18 protein-coding genes and 2 riboswitches are annotated in these 16,239 nt (G+C 42.1%); of the genes, 13 read left to right on the top strand and 5 right to left on the bottom strand.

The genetic code is table 11. The features are described from left to right. The first annotated feature begins 14 nt into the window (after nucleotides 1-14). The gene (gene pyrE, locus ACVBD2_RS08335) at nucleotides 15-647 is read left to right on the top strand and encodes an orotate phosphoribosyltransferase (RefSeq protein WP_461685596.1); all 633 of its coding nucleotides are present in this window, start codon (nucleotides 15-17) and stop codon (nucleotides 645-647) included. Nucleotides 648-708: 61 nt separating this feature from the next. On the opposite strand, the gene ACVBD2_RS08330 is transcribed toward pyrE, so the two are convergent. Genes ACVBD2_RS08330 through ACVBD2_RS08315 form a run of 4 tightly spaced genes read right to left on the bottom strand, consistent with a single transcriptional unit; the run spans nucleotide 709 to nucleotide 3,670 of the window. Then, the gene (locus ACVBD2_RS08330; RefSeq protein WP_461685595.1) at nucleotides 709-1,575 is read right to left on the bottom strand and encodes a cysteine ABC transporter substrate-binding protein; all 867 of its coding nucleotides are present in this window, start codon (nucleotides 1,573-1,575) and stop codon (nucleotides 709-711) included. Nucleotides 1,576-1,593: 18 nt separating this feature from the next. Then, nucleotides 1,594-2,352 carry an amino acid ABC transporter ATP-binding protein gene (locus ACVBD2_RS08325; RefSeq protein ID WP_461685594.1) on the bottom strand — a complete coding sequence of 253 codons (759 nt, stop codon included), beginning with the start codon at nucleotides 2,350-2,352 and terminating at the stop codon, nucleotides 1,594-1,596. Then, the gene (locus ACVBD2_RS08320) at nucleotides 2,353-3,030 is read right to left on the bottom strand and encodes an amino acid ABC transporter permease (protein WP_461685593.1); all 678 of its coding nucleotides are present in this window, start codon (nucleotides 3,028-3,030) and stop codon (nucleotides 2,353-2,355) included. It lies immediately after the preceding gene. Then, the gene (locus tag ACVBD2_RS08315) at nucleotides 2,990-3,670 is read right to left on the bottom strand and encodes an amino acid ABC transporter permease (RefSeq protein ID WP_461685592.1); all 681 of its coding nucleotides are present in this window, start codon (nucleotides 3,668-3,670) and stop codon (nucleotides 2,990-2,992) included. Before ACVBD2_RS08315 ends, ACVBD2_RS08320 begins: the two co-directional genes overlap by 41 nt. 209 nt (nucleotides 3,671-3,879) lie before the next feature. On the opposite strand from ACVBD2_RS08315, the gene lctO reads away from it, so the two are divergent. The 9 genes from lctO to thiE all read left to right on the top strand — a co-directional run bounded on the left by lctO (nucleotide 3,880) and on the right by thiE (nucleotide 11,766). Further along, complete coding sequence (gene lctO / locus ACVBD2_RS08310) at nucleotides 3,880-5,016, top strand: L-lactate oxidase (protein ID WP_000120734.1); 1,137 nt, start codon at nucleotides 3,880-3,882, stop codon at nucleotides 5,014-5,016. 148 nt (nucleotides 5,017-5,164) lie between these two features. Beyond that, nucleotides 5,165-5,253: riboswitch (TPP riboswitch) on the top strand. A 216-nt stretch (nucleotides 5,254-5,469) separates the two neighbouring features. After that, nucleotides 5,470-6,138: a TenA family protein gene (locus tag ACVBD2_RS08305; RefSeq protein ID WP_461685591.1), complete on the top strand. Its 669-nt coding sequence runs from the start codon at nucleotides 5,470-5,472 to the stop codon at nucleotides 6,136-6,138. Nucleotides 6,139-6,261: 123 nt separating this feature from the next. After that, a riboswitch (TPP riboswitch) is annotated at nucleotides 6,262-6,350 on the top strand. A 158-nt stretch (nucleotides 6,351-6,508) separates the two neighbouring features. Then, a complete protein-coding gene (locus tag ACVBD2_RS08300; protein WP_000915264.1) occupies nucleotides 6,509-7,069 on the top strand; it encodes an ECF transporter S component in 561 nt (186 codons plus the stop codon). Then, entirely contained in the window at nucleotides 7,070-8,455 is a 1,386-nt protein-coding gene (locus ACVBD2_RS08295; protein WP_461685590.1) for an ATP-binding cassette domain-containing protein, read from the top strand. 1 nt (nucleotide 8,456) lies between these two features. Further along, complete coding sequence (locus ACVBD2_RS08290) at nucleotides 8,457-9,107, top strand: energy-coupling factor transporter transmembrane component T (protein WP_461685589.1); 651 nt, start codon at nucleotides 8,457-8,459, stop codon at nucleotides 9,105-9,107. A gap of 10 nt (nucleotides 9,108-9,117) precedes the next feature. Further along, nucleotides 9,118-9,810 carry a thiaminase II gene (tenA, locus tag ACVBD2_RS08285; protein ID WP_461685588.1) on the top strand — a complete coding sequence of 231 codons (693 nt, stop codon included), beginning with the start codon at nucleotides 9,118-9,120 and terminating at the stop codon, nucleotides 9,808-9,810. 3 nt (nucleotides 9,811-9,813) lie between these two features. Continuing rightward, the gene (thiW, locus tag ACVBD2_RS08280; RefSeq protein WP_132972440.1) at nucleotides 9,814-10,338 is read left to right on the top strand and encodes an energy coupling factor transporter S component ThiW; all 525 of its coding nucleotides are present in this window, start codon (nucleotides 9,814-9,816) and stop codon (nucleotides 10,336-10,338) included. Beyond that, entirely contained in the window at nucleotides 10,338-11,141 is an 804-nt protein-coding gene (gene thiM / locus ACVBD2_RS08275; protein WP_132972438.1) for a hydroxyethylthiazole kinase, read from the top strand. Before thiW ends, thiM begins: the two co-directional genes overlap by 1 nt. Further along, a complete protein-coding gene (gene thiE / locus ACVBD2_RS08270; RefSeq protein WP_132972436.1) occupies nucleotides 11,134-11,766 on the top strand; it encodes a thiamine phosphate synthase in 633 nt (210 codons plus the stop codon). The genes thiM and thiE overlap by 8 nt, the downstream gene beginning before the upstream one ends. A 44-nt stretch (nucleotides 11,767-11,810) precedes the next feature. Here thiE and thiD read toward each other — a convergent pair whose 3' ends face one another. Further along, the gene (gene thiD, locus ACVBD2_RS08265; protein WP_461685587.1) at nucleotides 11,811-12,602 is read right to left on the bottom strand and encodes a bifunctional hydroxymethylpyrimidine kinase/phosphomethylpyrimidine kinase; all 792 of its coding nucleotides are present in this window, start codon (nucleotides 12,600-12,602) and stop codon (nucleotides 11,811-11,813) included. Nucleotides 12,603-12,968: 366 nt separating this feature from the next. Between thiD and ACVBD2_RS08260 the strand changes: the two genes are divergently transcribed. Genes ACVBD2_RS08260 through ACVBD2_RS08250 form a run of 3 tightly spaced genes read left to right on the top strand, consistent with a single transcriptional unit; the run spans nucleotide 12,969 to nucleotide 15,978 of the window. Then, entirely contained in the window at nucleotides 12,969-13,364 is a 396-nt protein-coding gene (locus ACVBD2_RS08260) for a CopY/TcrY family copper transport repressor (RefSeq protein ID WP_001167199.1), read from the top strand. Between the two features lie 10 nt (nucleotides 13,365-13,374). Beyond that, the gene (locus tag ACVBD2_RS08255; protein WP_461685586.1) at nucleotides 13,375-13,746 is read left to right on the top strand and encodes a cupredoxin domain-containing protein; all 372 of its coding nucleotides are present in this window, start codon (nucleotides 13,375-13,377) and stop codon (nucleotides 13,744-13,746) included. A gap of 9 nt (nucleotides 13,747-13,755) precedes the next feature. Continuing rightward, nucleotides 13,756-15,978, top strand: a complete 2,223-nt coding sequence (locus tag ACVBD2_RS08250; RefSeq protein ID WP_461685585.1) for a heavy metal translocating P-type ATPase — start codon at nucleotides 13,756-13,758, stop codon at nucleotides 15,976-15,978. Nucleotides 15,979-16,239: the final 261 nt, after the last annotated feature.

Genomic DNA, 16,239 nt, shown 5'->3' with positions numbered 1-16,239 from the left:
AGAAGGAGTATACCATGACACTTGCTAGAGACATTGCTAGCCATCTATTGAAAATTCAAGCGGTTTATCTCAAACCAGAAGAGCCTTTCACTTGGGCATCTGGTATCAAGTCACCTATTTATACGGATAATCGTGTGACCCTAGCTTACCCAGAGACTAGAACTTTGATTGAAAATGGTTTTGTGAATGCTATCAAAGCAGCCTTTCCAGAAGTTGAGGTGATTGCAGGAACTGCAACAGCGGGGATTCCTCACGGGGCTATCATTGCTGACAAGATGAACTTGCCTTTTGCCTACATCCGTAGCAAACCAAAAGACCACGGAGCAGGCAACCAAATCGAAGGCCGTGTAGCTCAGGGGCAAAAAATGGTGATTGTAGAAGACCTGATCTCAACTGGTGGTTCAGTTCTCGAAGCAGTAGCAGCTGCCAAGCGTGAAGGAGCAGATGTTCTCGGTGTAGTAGCCATTTTTAGCTATCAACTAGCAAAAGCAGATAAGAACTTCGCAAACGCAGGTGTGAAACTGGTGACTCTCTCAAACTACAGTGAGCTCATTCACCTAGCTCAAGAAGAAGGTTATATCACACCAGAGGGATTAGATCTCTTAAAACGCTTTAAGGAAGACCAAGAAAATTGGCAAAGTGCCTAAGACATAGAAAATCAGGTAGTCACTAGGATTACCTGATTTCTTTTTGTGATTTCATTGGATCTTAGTCTACTTTTCCGCCTTCAACAACTAGATCATCTGCTTTAGCAGCGTCACCGTAGGTTGGGTGAAGTGTCTTTTCATAGGCTTTGTGGAAGAAGTTTTCTTTACCAAGTTTTTCAATTTCTTGGTTGATGTAGTCAAGAAGTTCTTGATTACCCTTTTGAACTGCTGCCGCAATAGTATCTGGGTCACCGAGGGAAGTAATTCCTACTTCAAATCCTTTATTTTCGAGGGCCCAAGCTAAAACCTCAGTATTGTCAGTTGAGAAGGCATCTCCACGTCCGTCAAGAAGAGCCTGGTAGGCATCACTGTATTGGTCGTATTTTTGAAGTTTGACTTCTGGGTGATTTTTCTCAAAATATGTTTCAGCAGTCGTTCCTTTTGTGACAATCAAGGTTTTGCCTTCTAATTCTTTAACGTCCTTAATCAGCTTATCCTTAGGTGATACGACACCGAGTGATACTTTCATGTAAGGAAGGGCAAAGTCTACTTGTTTCTTACGTTCGTCAGTGACTGTGAAGTTAGCGAGTGTGATATCCACCTTGTTTGAAATCAAGTATTCAGCACGGTTGGCAGCATCAACTGAGACGTATTTGACCTTCACGCCCAAGTCTTGAGCTAATTGGTTCCCCAATTCGATATCGTAACCTTGGTAAGAACCGTCGTTGTCAACATAACCAAAAGGTTTCTTGTCTCCAAATACGGCGATTCGAAGCTCACCACTTTTTTTGATTTCGTCGATAGTGCGGGCCTTGGCGGTTGCTTTTCCTGATGAAGCATCAGAGCTTCCACCTGAGCTACAAGCTGTGACAAAGATAAGGGCAAAGGCAAGTGCAAAAACAGCTAGGATTGGTTTGAGTATTTTCATAATAATCTCCTTTATTTATTATAGATATGAGCCAAACTGGCTAAAGTCAAAGACGTTTAAAAATTCCTGTGCTCGTTTGGTTTGTGGGTTGGTAAAGAAGTCTTGAGCAGTTCCTTCTTCAGCGATTTTCCCTTGGTCGAGAAAAATTATCCGATCCGCAATGGCTTGGGCAAACTGCATTTCGTGGGTTACCAGAATCATGGTGCGTCCTTCTTGTGCCAAGTCATTGATGAGTTCCAGAACCTCACGTACCATTTCTGGATCCAGTGAAGCAGTCACTTCGTCAAAAAGGATAATTTCTGGATGCATGAGAAGGGCGCGGACAATCGCAACCCGTTGCTTTTGTCCACCAGATAATTGGCGAGCGAAGCTGTGTTTTTTATCTAAAAGGCCGACACGTTCCAGTAGTTGCAAAGCCTCTTCAGTGACTTCATTTTTGTCTCGTCCCTGAGCCTTGATAGGACCTAGGATGAGGTTTTGTAGGACATCCAGATGGGGAAAGAGTTCATAACTTTGAAAGACCATACCGATTTTTTGGCGGACCAGGTGAAAGTTTTTCTGATTGCCAATAATAGATTGTCCGTCCAGAAGAATATCTCCCCCCTGTATTGTTTCTAGGCCATTGAGGCAACGGAGGAGGGTACTTTTCCCGCATCCAGAGGGTCCTAGGATGACAACAACTTCCCCCTTTTTGATATTTAGAGAGAGTCCTCGGAGGATAGGATTGTCTCCAAAGGATTTTTTTAGTTCCTTTATTTCTAAAATAGTTTCAGACATTTAATTCCTCCAATGTTTTTCTAAGTGACTAGATAGTTTGGAAATAGGAAAGCAGACTGCAAAATACAAGATCAGAATGGTTCCATAAATCCAAAAGGAAGCAGTTGGGATGGTCAGGCGATTGCTATCAATGATTTGTTGCCCAACCTTGGTAACTTCAACAACCCCAATCAAGACAACCAAGGAAGTCGTTTTGATCATCCGAGTGACAAGATTGATGGCTTGTGGTAGTAGTCTTCTCAAGACCTGTGGGATGATGATGTGATAGTAAAGTTGGAAGTTCGTCAAGCCTAGCGCCTGTCCGCTTTCAAACTGATGTTTAGGGAGGGAAGTGATGGCTCCACGTACCAAGTCTCCCATTTCAGCTGTACCCCAGAGGGTAAAAACGATAATAGCCGAAGTCTCACCTGAGATATTGATATTAAAGTTTCGAGCCAATCCAAAGTATACGATAAAAAGTAGTACCAGTTGGGGCATGATACGAATAAATTCCAGATAAAAACGTGTTAAAAAACGAATAACTCTAGAATGGGAGGTCATGATGATTCCCATGACTGTTCCGAAAATCATAGATAGAAGGACGGAGAGAATGGAAATTCCAATCGTGACACCCAGCCCTTGTAAGATCCGCAGGAGATTATTTCCCTGAAAGAGTACTTGCATTCCCGAATCCTGCATGGCGGAGCCTCCTTTCTATCCAGCTAAAGAGTAGAGAGATGGGTAGAAGCATGATAAGGTAAGCAACTACTAACATGGCCAGTGCAATGTCTGTCTCATAATATAGTCCAATCAAGTCCTTGGCGACGTACATGAGGTCAGCCAAAGCCACTGCTGAGAAAACAGAGGTTTCCTTGATGAGGAAAATGACATTGGCGCTAAAAGACGGTAGAGCAACCGCTGTTGCTTGCGGAAGAACTACATAGCGAAAGACCTGTACAGGTGTCAGACCGATAGCTAGACCAATCTCGTGCTGGGTTTGACTGACGGACTCCAGTCCACTTCGGAAAGATTCTGCCATATAGGAACCCCCTAAAAAGACCAGCCCCATAGTGGCACAGACTTCCGAAGACAGGACAATCCCTATTCGGGGAAGTCCGAAATAGAGGAAGAAGAGCTGAATCAAAAGGGGCGTATTTCGTGACAATTCTATATAGGCTGTTGCTAACTGTGAAAAGATAGGAACGCGATAATGTCGGATGATACTAACGATTAAGCCAACAAGAAAAGAACCCAAAATTCCCCAAACTGCAATATGCAAGGTCAGAAAGAATGCCTTTTGATAGAGTGGTAAATATTGTTCAACAATGGACCAATCCAAAATAGAACCTCCCATCTAGGAATAATATAGTTATTGTAGCACTAAAGGGCATGTTTGGATAATATGAATTTTTTATCACAATGATAGAAAAAATTTATCATGGCTATGAGTTGAAATTTCCAGACAAAATTTTTGAAAGGAATCTGAAAAAGAGTTAAGATAGTTTATGTAAGAAGAAGTAAACGCTTACTTAATAAGGAGGACACTTTATGTCATATAAAACAAGCAATGCAGAAGGACCTGTAGATTTTATTAATACCTATGATTTGGAGCCAATGGCGCAACAAGTTATTCCTAAAGCAGCATTTGGCTATATCGCCAGTGGTGCGGAAGATACTTTTACTTTACGGGAGAATATCCGCGCCTTTAACCACAAGCTCATCGTTCCGCACACTCTTTGTGATGTTGAAAATCCAAGTACAGAGATTGAATTTGCAGGTGAAAAATTGTCTTCACCAATTATTATGGCGCCTGTTGCAGCTCATAAATTGGCAAATGAACAGGGGGAAGTAGCTACTGCGCGTGGTGTACATGAGTTTGGTTCCCTCTATACAACCAGCTCTTACTCTACTGTGGACCTTCCAGAAATTTCGGAAGCCCTTCAAGGGACACCTCATTGGTTCCAATTTTACTTTAGTAAAGATGACGGAATCAACCGCCACATCATGGACCGTGTGAAGGCAGAAGGTTATAAAGCGATTGTCTTGACGGCAGATGCAACTGTGGGGGGCAATCGTGAGGTTGATAAGCGCAATGGTTTTGTCTTCCCAGTTGGCATGCCGATTGTTGAGGAATATCTGCCAGAAGGCGCTGGAAAATCAATGGACTTTGTCTACAAATCAGCTAAACAACGTTTGTCTCCACGTGATGTAGAGTTCATCGCTGAATACTCAGGACTTCCTGTTTATGTCAAGGGACCACAATGCCGTGAGGACGTTGAACGTTCGCTTGCTGCGGGAGCTTCAGGTATCTGGGTAACCAACCACGGTGGTCGTCAAATCGACGGTGGACCAGCTGCCTTTGACTCACTTCAAGAAGTAGCAGAAGCAGTTGACAAGCGCGTGCCTATTGTCTTTGACTCAGGTGTTCGTCGTGGTCAACACGTCTTTAAAGCCTTGGCTTCAGGAGCAGACTTGGTAGCTATTGGCCGCCCTGTTATCTATGGCTTGGCACTTGGTGGTAGTGTTGGTGTGCGTCAGGTCTTTGAGCACTTGAATGCAGAATTGAAGACAGTCATGCAGTTGTCTGGAACTCAGACTATTGAAGATGTCAAACACTTCAAACTTCGTCACAATCCTTACAATCCAACCTTCCCAGTTGATCCACGTGACTTAAAATTGTATTGACAAAACAGATTGCCTCCGCATAATGTGGAGGTTTTTATTCGTGTATAGAAAGATTAAATCGTCATCAGAAACTATATAAATATATTTTCCGGTCAAATATCTTGCTAGGGCTTTCATTTTCTGTTATACTGGTCCAGTAATTAAATAATAAAGACATTTGGGGTGCTTTAGGCTGAGATGATACCCATTGAACCTGATACAGTTAAGACTGGCGAAGGGAAATGTGAAAAGGTTTTTTCGTATGTCGAAAGAAACTGTCTAATCTTGTAAGGTAAACTCTAATTCTCGTTTGTAATTGGAGTTTTTTTGTTTATCAACAGAGGATAGGCTTGTTTAGGTAGCTCTCTGCAAATGTCCTCGATGTTCTTTAAAAGTATCAAGTGGAATTACGATTTTGCTTGGTATCTCTTGGTGTTTTATTAATTACTAAGGAGTAAAGAAAGGAAAATAAATATGGGAACACAAAACTATGCATTTCAGCCAGGTTTGACTGTTGGAGAATTATTAAAAAGCAGTCAGAAGGATTGGCAGGCTGCAATCAATCATCCTTTTGTTAAGGAACTTTTTGCGGGGACGATTGAGAATAAGGTCTTAAAAGACTACCTGATTCAAGATTATCACTTCTTTGATGCCTTCTTATCCATGCTAGGTGCCTGTGTAGCTCACGCAGACCAGCTTGAATCCAAACTTCGTTTTGCCAAGCAACTAGGCTTTCTTGAAGCAGATGAAGATGGTTATTTCCAAAAGGCTTTCAAAGAGTTAGAAGTAGCAGAGAATGACTATCTAGAAGTGACCTTGCACCCTGTCACAAAAGCCTTTCAGGAGCTAATGTATTCGGCGGTGGCTTCATCAGACTATGCTCATCTTTTGGTCATGTTGGTCATTGCAGAAGGTCTCTATTTAGACTGGGGTTCTAAAGATTTGGCTCTACCTGAAGCCTATATTCATTTGGAATGGATCAATCTCCACAGAGGTCCTTTCTTTGCAGAGTGGGTTCAATTTCTGGTTGACGAACTCAATCGTGTCGGGAAAGGTAGAGAAGATTTGACAGAACTTCAGCAACGCTGGAATCAAGCAGTTGCTTTAGAATTAGCATTTTTTGATATTGGTTATGAATTATAGGACAGATCCAATACTTTTATGTAGATTAAAAGAATGAACAAACAAACTATATAAATATATTTTCCAGTCAAATATCTTGCTAGGGCTTTCATTTTTTGCTATACTGGTCCAGTAATTAAATAATAAAGACATTTGGGGTGCTTTAGGCTGAGATGATACCCATTGAACCTGATACAGTTAATACTGGCGAAGGGAAATGTGAAAAGGTTTTTTTCGTATGTCGAAAAGAACTGTCTAATCTTGTAAGCTAAACTCTAATTCTCGTTTGTAATTGGAGTTTTTTTGTTTATCAAAAGAGGATAGGCCTGACGACGAGCTTTTCGGTAGCTCTCCTTGAATGCCCCACTTTTCTTTAAAAAAGGAGTTTTTTATGTTGAAAAAATGGCAGTTAAAAGATGTTATCTTGCTTGCTTTCTTGTCTATCTTTTTTGGTGGCGTTTTTGTGGGTTCGGGTTATCTATTTGATATCCTCACCCTAATCTTGGCCCCTCTTGGTTTGCAGGCCTTTGCCAATGAAATCCTCTTTGGTCTCTGGTGTATGGCTGCGCCCATTGCGGCTATCTTTGTTCCAAGAATCGGAAGTGCAACGATTGGAGAAGTGCTCGCTGCGCTTGCTGAAGTCCTTTATGGTAGCCAATTCGGCCTAGGCGCTCTTTTGTCTGGCTTGGTTCAAGGCTTGGGAAGTGAATTTGGTTTTCTCGTAACCAAGAATCGCTATGAAAGTTGGCTCTCTCTAACTGCTAATAGTATTGGGATTACGCTTTTTAGCTTTGTCTATGAATACATTAAGTTAGGTTACTACGCCTTTTCCCTTCCTTTTGTCCTTTCCTTGCTTGTGGTGCGTTTTATTTCCGTCTTTTTCTTCTGTGCCATCTTGGTTCGTGCCATTGTCAAACTCTATCATCAGTTTGCGGCTGGAGGAAAGGCGTAGATGGGGCTGGAACTACGGGAGATTCAGTCCCCAATCTTTTCGGAGCCGATTGATTTTACTTTTCACGCGCAAGCTTTTACCTTGTTAGTTGGGAGCAGTGGTTCAGGAAAATCCAGTCTCTTTCAAATCATTGCCCAGGTCACTTCCTTGCCCTATAGTGGTCAAGTCCTGATAGATGGAAACCAGGTCAGTCAGCTTTCTATCGTCGAACGTGTCCAGACGGTTGGCATTCTCTTTCAAAATCCCAATCACCAATTTACCATGGAGAACTTATTTGAGGAGCTGATTTTTACCTTGGAGAATATCGGGCATCCCCTCCAAGAGATTGATGCTAAAATAGCTGAGGTGGTCCAGCAATGTCGCTGTAAGGCAATCTTGAACCGTTCCATCCATCACTTATCAGGTGGGGAAAAGCAAAAAGCTGCTTTGGCTGTTCTCTTTGCCATGAATCCTAGGGTCTATCTCTTGGATGAGCCCTTCGCTTCCATTGATCGAAAGAGTAGGCTGGAGATATTGGAGATTCTAAAAGAGTTGGCCTCTAATGGGAAGACAGTTATTTTGTGTGACCATGATTTAACGGACTATGGAGCCTACATCGACCATATGGTGGAGCTGAGAGACGGACAACTAAGAGAAGTGTTTCAAATCCCTTGCTCTGAGATGACACAGGTTGCTTCAAAGGAAGTTGCTTCTAGTTCAAAACTATTCCATATGGATCGTGTGACTTGTGAGTTGGGTAATCGCCTCCTCTTTTCCATTTCTGATTTTACATTTTACCAAGGGATTTCCTGTATCCTGGGTGACAATGGTGTCGGGAAATCAACCCTCTTTCGCTCCATTCTTCAATTTCAAAAGTATAAGGGGCGCATTACCTGGAAGGGGACAGTTCTGAAAAAGAAAAAGAGTTTGTATCGTGATCTGACCGGTGTAGTTCAGGAAGCTGAGAAGCAGTTTATCCGAGTCAGTCTGAGAGAGGAACTGCAACTAGATAGTCCAGACTCGGAAAGAAATCAGCAGATTCTCCAAGCTTTACGATATTTTAATTTGGAGCAGGCATTCGATAAGAGTCCTTATCAATTAAGTGGTGGTCAGCAAAAGATTCTTCAGCTATTGACTATCTTGACCAGCAAGGCGTCTGTGATTTTGCTAGATGAACCTTTTGCAGGTTTGGATGATAGAGCTTGTCATTATTTTTGCCAGTGGATTTTGGAGGAGAGCAATCAAGGAAGAAGTTTTTTGATCGTTAGTCATCGTTTAGATCCCTTAATCTCTGTGGTTGATTATTGGATCGAGATGACTAGTGAGGGTCTCATTCATGTAAAAGAAGTGACAATCACTAACCCCCTCACATCTCGGAGTATCAATGCTCAAGGGGAGGTGAAGTAGTATGGTCAAAGTAGCAACTCAGACACCGATTATCAGTCTTTTCTTGCTGATTTTATCCTTAGAGACATCTTTCATTCCTTCGATTGCTCTTAATCTTTCAGTAGTCGTATTTTGCATTCTCTTCATGCTCTACAACCGTCGATTTAAGATGTTGGCTTGGATGCTTATGCTCGCCATTTTACCATCATTGGCCAACTACTGGGCAGTTCAGTTACATGGGGATGCTTCGCAGGCAGTCATGCTTGGAACGAGGGCCTTTGTGACAGTTTGTATCGGTCTTGTCTTTGTTTCTAGTATTTCCCTAAAAGAGCTTCTCTTGTACTTGGCTCAAAAGGGGTTATCGCGTTCTTGGGCCTATGCCTTAATTGTAGTATTCAATTCCTTTCCCCTCATTCAGCAAGAAATCAGGTCTCTAAAAGAAGCTTGCTTATTGCGTGGTCAAAAATTGCATGTTTGGTCGACCTTGATTTACAGTAAGGTTCTGATGACGGTCTTTAGATGGCGCCATCTTTACCTGAGAGCTCTATCTGCGCATGGATATGACGAACATGCACAGGTGGAGAATAGCTATCGGACTTTTTATATTTCTCAGAGGACAAAATTGACCTACCTACTTTTCTTTTTATTGCTTCAAACCAGTTTATTTCTATAAAGGAGTTATTATGGAATTTACAGATATTGCTATGGAATTATCCAAGGAAGCTTGGCAGGCTTCCTTTCATCACCCCTTTGTTTTACAGTTACAAGATGGGAATTTAGAACCTTCTATTTTCCGCTATTACCTAATTCAGGATGCTTATTATCTGAAGTCTTTTTCAGAAGCCTATCACCTCTTGGCTGATAAGACTTCAAACGAAAAGATGAAAAGACTCTTGAAACAAAATGCCCAGAGTCTTGTGGAGGGTGAGTTATTTATCCGCCAACAATTTTTCAAGGAATTAGGAATCAGTGACCAGGAAATGGATGAGCAACCGATTGCTCCAACCTGTTATCATTACATTTCGCATATTTATCGACAGTTCTCAGAGCCAAACCTGGGGATTGCTTTTGCTAGTTTGCTCCCTTGCCCTTGGTTATACCATGATTTGGGCAAGGAACTTAATCGAAAACCATCCCCGAATCCTCTTTATCAACAGTGGATTGAAACCTATATCACCGATGAGTTAGAACAGCAGATTAAAGAGGAAAAAGCCCTAGTTAATCAGCTCTATCGCGAAAGCAACGAGACAGACAAACAAAAAATGCTAGAGGCCTTCCACCGAAGTGTCCACATGGAAGCTAAGTTTTGGGAGATGGCTTACCAACATCAAACCTGGACGAGTGATTTGCAGTCCTTAGAAAAAGAGAAGAAATAGAAAATGAGAAACCACCAACTACAAGTTCACAAAATAACCATTTTATCCATGATGATTGCCCTTGACATAGTTCTTACACCCATTTTTCGAATTGAAGGAATGGCACCAATGTCTAGTGTAGTCAACATTCTTGCAGGGATATTGATGGGACCTGTTTATGCTTTAGCTATGGCTACAGTCACAGCCTTTATCCGTATGACGACTCAAGGGATTCCGCCTTTAGCTCTTACAGGAGCGACTTTTGGAGCCCTCCTTGCAGGTCTCTTTTATAAGTACGGTCGGAAATTTCACTTTTCTGCCCTAGGAGAAATCTTGGGAACAGGCCTAATCGGTTCTATTGTTTCCTATCCTGTTATGGTTCTCTTTACAGGATCTGCGGCCAAGCTTAGCTGGTTTATCTACACTCCTCGATTTTTTGGAGCAACCTTGATCGGTACAGCCATAGCTTTTCTTGCCTTTCGATTTTTAATCAAGCAGGAATTCTTTAAAAAAGTACAAGGATATTTCTTTGGTGAAAGGATAGATTGATGCAGGAATTTACAAATCCCTTTCCTCTAACCTCCAGCTCCTTAATTCACTGCATCACCAATGAGATTTCCTGTGAGATGCTGGCCAATGGCATTTTGGCTCTGGGATCTAAACCTGTCATGGCAGATGACCCTCGTGAGGTTCTTGATTTTACCAAACAAAGCCAAGCTCTCTTTATCAATCTGGGGCATTTGTCAGCTGAGAAGGAGAAAGCAATCCGTATGGCAGCTTCTTATGCAAACCAAGCTTCTATCCCAATGGTAGTAGATGCGGTTGGTGTAACGGCTTCAGCCATTCGTAAGAATCTAGTTAGAGATCTTTTAGAATACAAGCCCACGGTACTTAAAGGAAATATGTCGGAAATCCGCAGTCTTGTTGGTTTAAAACACCACGGAGTTGGGGTCGATGCTAGTGCCAAAGATCAAGAAACTGAGGATTTGCTTCAAGTCTTGAAAGACTGGTGTCGGATTTATCCTGGTATATCATTCTTAGTCACTGGACCCAAGGACCTCATCGTTTCAGAAAATCAAGTTGCTGTATTGAGGAATGGCTGTGCAGAATTGGACTGGATAACAGGGACAGGAGACTTAGTTGGAGCCTTGACAGCCGTTTTTCTCAGCCAAGGAAAGACTGCCTTTGAAGCTTCGTGCTTAGCGGTTTCTTATCTCAATATCTCTGCTGAGAGAATAGTTGTCCAAGGAATGGGATTGGAAGAATTTCGTTATCAAGTTCTCAATCAGCTCTCTCTCCTAAAAAGAGACGAAAATTGGCTAGATGAAATCAAAGGAGATATTTATGAATAGAGAAGCACTTAGACTATATCTGGTTACCAATCGCTACCAAGATTCCTTGGAAAGCTTTCTTGAAAAAGTGGAGACGGCCTGCCGTTCAGGTGTTACCATCATCCAACTACGAGAAAAAAATCTCACTACCAATCAATACTATCAACTGGCCAAACAAGTCAAGGAAATAACAGATACATATCAAGTTCCCTTGATTATCGATGATCGTTTGGATGTTTGTCTTGCGGTTGATGCTGCTGGTCTGCATATTGGAGATGATGAGCTACCAGTTTCGGTTGCCCGCCAAGTCTTGGGACCTGACAAAATCCTCGGTGTTACAGCTAAAACAGTTAAAAGAGCCCTCGAAGCAGAAACATCGGGTGCGGATTACTTGGGAACAGGAGCCATTTTCCCAACCACCACCAAGGAGAATGCACCTATCACCCTGATTTCAACCTTGAAAACAATTTGCCAAACGGTCTCCATTCCAGTAGTTGCTATTGGAGGCTTGACATCAGAGAATATTGACCAGCTTATTGGCACTGGAATAGCTGGAGTAGCCGTTGTCCGTGATTTGATGCAGGCAGAAGACATTGAGGCAAAAACCCAAGCCTTTTTAACAAAGTTGGATGACATTATTTCCTAATCAAAAACTCTCTAATTCCCTTAAAGCGGGAACTAGAGAGTTTTTTAATCTTTAAAACTTGTATGGTTGACTGGGCCAGAACCATGACCGAGTTGAGGGGCGTCTTGGATGGCTTTTGTAATAAAGGCCTTGGCCTTATCTACTGCCTGATAGAGGGTCTTCCCCTTGGCTAGTTCAGCCGTGATCACTGCAGCAAAGGTACATCCAGTACCATGGGTGTGACAGGTTTGAATTCGTGGGCTTTCCCAGACAAATTGTTCATCCTTGGTAAAGAGGAAATCCTTGGCACCACCTTCGAGATGGCCACCTTTGATTACAACGGACTGAGGACCAAATTCTTTTAAAATCAGGCGACCCGCACGCTGCATGTCTTCGGGGTCATGGATTGAAAAACCAACAATCTCTTCGGCTTCAGGAAGATTGGGAGTGATAATGGTAGCAAGGGGAAGCAGGTTTGTTTTTAGGTAGGTTCTCGCGCTGGTATCAATCAGGGTATCACCGCTCGTAGCGACCATAACAGGGTCAAGGACGTAGGGACAATCCAGCTTTTTAAGATAGGGCTGGATGATTTCCATAATCTCAGTAGTTGCCAACATCCCAGTTTTTACAGCCTGAGGTGGGATATCCGAAAAGACACTCTCCAATTGGGCTTTCAACATTTGAGGAGAAACGTGCTCGATTAGCTGAACGCCTCGGGTATTTTGAGCGACAAGGCTTGTTACAACGGCCATTCCATAGACATCTCTAGCTTGGAAAGACTTTAAATCAGCCATAATGCCAGCGCCGCCACTAGGGTCAGTCCCTGCGATGGTCAAAGCAACGGGTAAATAAGTCATCTAAAACCTCCCAACCAACTGAAGTTTGTATTCTTAAGAACAAGCTAGTCTGTTTGAGGAAAGTAATAGAAGACCAGCTAGCCCTCATACTCATTTCCACTTCCATCAGCTAGCATTACTTAGATTGAGTCAAAGGGATCTAACAGTCGTTAATCTCAGCTTTACGCACCCCTAGTGGTTGTTTTCTTTTTTCTACAGTATAGCATATTTTTATAGTTTATATAGTGAAATTTGACTGTAAATTCTTTATCAAATGCTTAAAATTCTATTTTTCAAAGAAAAGATTCATTTAATAATTGACAAATGTAGATTTTGAGAGTATACTAGGATTTATAATTGACAAATGTAGATTTTGGAGGTGTGCTAATGCAGATTTCAGATGCAGAATGGCAGGTCATGAAGATTATTTGGATGCAAGGAGAGCAGACCAGTACGGATTTGATCAGGGTTCTGGCGGAGCGGTTCGACTGGTCCAAGTCGACCATTCAAACTCTTTTGGCTCGTTTGGTTGAGAAAGAGTGTCTGACAAGGAAAAAAGAAGGCAAGTTCTTTGTCTATTCAGCCCTTTTAACTCTGGACCAGAGTCGAGACTTGCTTGTCCAAGATATCAAAGACAAGGTTTGTTCTCGTAGGATTAAGAACTTGTTGGCTGATTTGATTGTGGAATGTGATTTCACTTTGGCTGACTTGGAAGACTTAGAAGCTGTGATTTCTAAGAAGAAATCAAGCGCTGTAACAGAAGTAAGATGTAATTGTATGTAAAGGAGACGTCATGTTAAATAGTATTGTAACCATTATTTGTATTGCCCTTATCGCGTTTATCTTGTTTTGGTTTTTCAAAAAGTCTGAAAAATCTGGACAAAAGGCCCAGCAAAAAAAGGGTTACCAAGAGATCCGAGTGGAAGTCATGGGGGGCTATACGCCTGAGTTGATTATTCTTAAAAAATCAGTGCCAGCCCGCATTGTCTTTGACCGCAAGGACCCTTCACCCTGTCTAGATCAGATTGTCTTTCCAGATTTTGGTGTACATGCGGACCTGCCAATGGGTGAAGAGTATGTAGTGGAAATCACGCCTGTGCAGGCTGGAGAGTATGGTTTCTCTTGTGGCATGAATATGATGCACGGCAAGATGATTGTAGAATAGGAGAATGATATGACTGAAATTGTAAAAGCAAGTCTTGAAAATGGCGTTCAAAAAATCCGTATCACGGCAGACAAAGGCTATCATCCAGCCCATATCCAGCTTCAAAAAGGGATTCCAGCTGAGATTACCTTTCATCGAGCAACTCCTTCAAACTGTTATAAGGAAATTCTTTTTGAAGAAGAAGGGATTCTAGAACCAATCGGTGTAGACGAGGAGAAGACAATTCGTTTTACACCTCAAGAATTAGGTCAACATGAATTTTCATGTGGCATGAAGATGCAAAAGGGGAGCTATACCGTAGTTGAGAAGACGCGAAAATCTCTATCCCTTTTACAGCGTTTTTGGATTACTAGTATCTTTACCCTGCCTCTTGTTTTCCTCATGATCGGGATGTTGACAGGGACTATTAGTCATCCAGTCATGCATTGGGGCACCTTTTTAGCCACAACGCCTATTATGCTGGTAGCAGGTGGTCCTTATATTCAGAGTGCTTGGGCCAGCTTTAAAAAACACAATGCCAACATGGATACCTTAGTGGCACTGGGAACTCTGGTAGCCTATCTTTATAGTCTGGTTGCTCTCTTTGCTGGGCTCCCTGTTTACTTTGAAAGTGCTGGATTTATCCTCTTCTTCGTTCTTTTAGGGGCAGTTTTTGAGGAGAAAATGCGAAAAAACACTTCCCAAGCTGTGGAGAAATTACTTGATTTGCAAGCTAAAACAGCAGAGGTTTTGCGTGATGATGTTTATGTTCAAATACCTCTAGAACAAGTCAAAGTTGGGGATCTCATTCGCGTTCGACCAGGTGAAAAAATTGCCGTTGATGGGACTGTCTTAGAAGGTGAAACGAGTATTGATGAATCAATGGTGACTGGGGAAAGTATTCCAGTCGATAAATCAGTTGGAGATGCTGTCATTGGTTCAACCATCAATAATAGTGGTACGATCATCTTTAGAGCTGAAAAAGTTGGTTCTGAGACTATGCTGGCTCAGATTGTGGACTTTGTGAAAAAAGCGCAAACGAGTCGTGCTCCTATTCAAGATTTGACCGACAAGATTTCAGGGATTTTTGTACCAGCAGTTGTCATTTTAGGACTTCTTACTTTTTGGGTCTGGTTTGTTTTACTTGGAGATAGCTTTGTGACTTCTCTTCTTTATGGAGTAGCAGTTTTGATTATTGCCTGTCCTTGTGCACTAGGACTCGCGACACCGACAGCACTCATGGTAGGAACAGGACGAAGTGCCAAGATGGGGATTCTTCTCAAAAATGGTACAGTTTTACAGGAAATCCAAAAAGTCCAAACGGTTGTTTTTGATAAGACAGGAACCTTGACCGAAGGGAAGCCAGTAGTGACAGATGTTATCGGTGATGAAAGAGAAGTGCTAAGTTTGGCTGCTTCACTGGAAGATGTATCTCAACACCCGCTAGCTCAAGCTATTGTTAATCGTGCATCTGAACTAGGAATTAGCCTTTACCCAGTGGAAAACTTCCAAGCCTTGCATGGAAAAGGTGTTTCAGGACAAATCAATGGGAAACAAGTTCTTCTTGGAAATGCTAAAATGCTGGATGGCATGAACATTTCTAGCACTTATCAAGAAAAACTAGAAGAATTGGAAAAAGAAGCTAAGACAGTTGTCTACTTGGCTGTTGACAATGAAATCAAAGGCTTGCTTGCCCTGCAAGATATTCCCAAGGAAAATGCCAAGCTCGCCATCAATCAGCTGAAAAAACGTGGTCTTAGAACAGTCATGCTGACAGGGGATAATGCTGGCGTGGCGCGTGCCATTGCAGACCAGATTGGCATCGAAGAGGTCATTGCAGGTGTCTTGCCAGAAGAAAAAGCCCATGAAATACATAAACTACAATCAGCTGGAAAAGTAGCCTTTGTTGGTGATGGTATCAATGACGCTCCTGCCCTCAGTGTAGCAGATGTGGGGATTGCTATGGGAGCTGGAACAGATATTGCCATCGAGTCAGCAGATTTGGTGTTGACAACTAATAACCTCCTAGGAGTGGTTCGTGCCTTTGACATGAGTAAGAAAACCTTTAATCGAATTCTGCTCAATCTTTTCTGGGCCTTTATCTACAATGTCGCCGGAATTCCGATTGCAGCAGGAGTCTTTTCAGGAATTGGTCTCGTTCTCAATCCAGAACTGGCTGGTCTAGCCATGGCCTTTAGTTCTGTATCTGTTTTGATCAGTTCACTCATGCTAAATGTTACTAAGATAGACTAAAAGCGGGCTTGCTCGCTTTTTATACTCTTCGAAAATCTCTTCAAACCACTTCAGCTCTATCTGCAACCTCAAAACAGTGTTTTGAGCAACCTGCGGCTAGCTTCCTAGTTTGCTCTTTGATTTTCATTGAGTATTATTATAAAACAGTTATATAAAACGTTTTCAAACTGTACTGTAATAGAGAATAAAAACTTCTGAGCACATTCTTAGGAGACCCAAAACAAATGTGGTAAAGTAGTAGAGTAAAAATTTGCTGAAACG

The organism is Streptococcus sp. KHUD_018, assembly GCF_054861215.1.
The sequence above is the reverse complement of the archived record's forward strand: the minus strand, read 5'-3'. Positions and strand labels throughout refer to the sequence as shown.

Coding starts and splice junctions, on each gene's coding strand:
- thiW (WP_132972440.1), top strand. CDS start 9,814: ATGAGAAACCACCAACTACAAGTTCACAAAATAACCATTTTATCCATG.
- ACVBD2_RS08325 (WP_461685594.1), bottom strand. CDS start 2,352: ATGTCTGAAACTATTTTAGAAATAAAGGAACTAAAAAAATCCTTTGGA.
- ACVBD2_RS08260 (WP_001167199.1), top strand. CDS start 12,969: ATGCAGATTTCAGATGCAGAATGGCAGGTCATGAAGATTATTTGGATG.
- ACVBD2_RS08255 (WP_461685586.1), top strand. CDS start 13,375: ATGTTAAATAGTATTGTAACCATTATTTGTATTGCCCTTATCGCGTTT.
- ACVBD2_RS08320 (WP_461685593.1), bottom strand. CDS start 3,030: ATGCAGGATTCGGGAATGCAAGTACTCTTTCAGGGAAATAATCTCCTG.
- pyrE (WP_461685596.1), top strand. CDS start 15: ATGACACTTGCTAGAGACATTGCTAGCCATCTATTGAAAATTCAAGCG.
- thiD (WP_461685587.1), bottom strand. CDS start 12,602: ATGACTTATTTACCCGTTGCTTTGACCATCGCAGGGACTGACCCTAGT.
- ACVBD2_RS08290 (WP_461685589.1), top strand. CDS start 8,457: ATGGTCAAAGTAGCAACTCAGACACCGATTATCAGTCTTTTCTTGCTG.
- ACVBD2_RS08250 (WP_461685585.1), top strand. CDS start 13,756: ATGACTGAAATTGTAAAAGCAAGTCTTGAAAATGGCGTTCAAAAAATC.
- thiE (WP_132972436.1), top strand. CDS start 11,134: ATGAATAGAGAAGCACTTAGACTATATCTGGTTACCAATCGCTACCAA.
- ACVBD2_RS08305 (WP_461685591.1), top strand. CDS start 5,470: ATGGGAACACAAAACTATGCATTTCAGCCAGGTTTGACTGTTGGAGAA.
- lctO (WP_000120734.1), top strand. CDS start 3,880: ATGTCATATAAAACAAGCAATGCAGAAGGACCTGTAGATTTTATTAAT.
- ACVBD2_RS08295 (WP_461685590.1), top strand. CDS start 7,070: ATGGGGCTGGAACTACGGGAGATTCAGTCCCCAATCTTTTCGGAGCCG.
- thiM (WP_132972438.1), top strand. CDS start 10,338: ATGCAGGAATTTACAAATCCCTTTCCTCTAACCTCCAGCTCCTTAATT.
- ACVBD2_RS08300 (WP_000915264.1), top strand. CDS start 6,509: ATGTTGAAAAAATGGCAGTTAAAAGATGTTATCTTGCTTGCTTTCTTG.
- ACVBD2_RS08330 (WP_461685595.1), bottom strand. CDS start 1,575: ATGAAAATACTCAAACCAATCCTAGCTGTTTTTGCACTTGCCTTTGCC.
- tenA (WP_461685588.1), top strand. CDS start 9,118: ATGGAATTTACAGATATTGCTATGGAATTATCCAAGGAAGCTTGGCAG.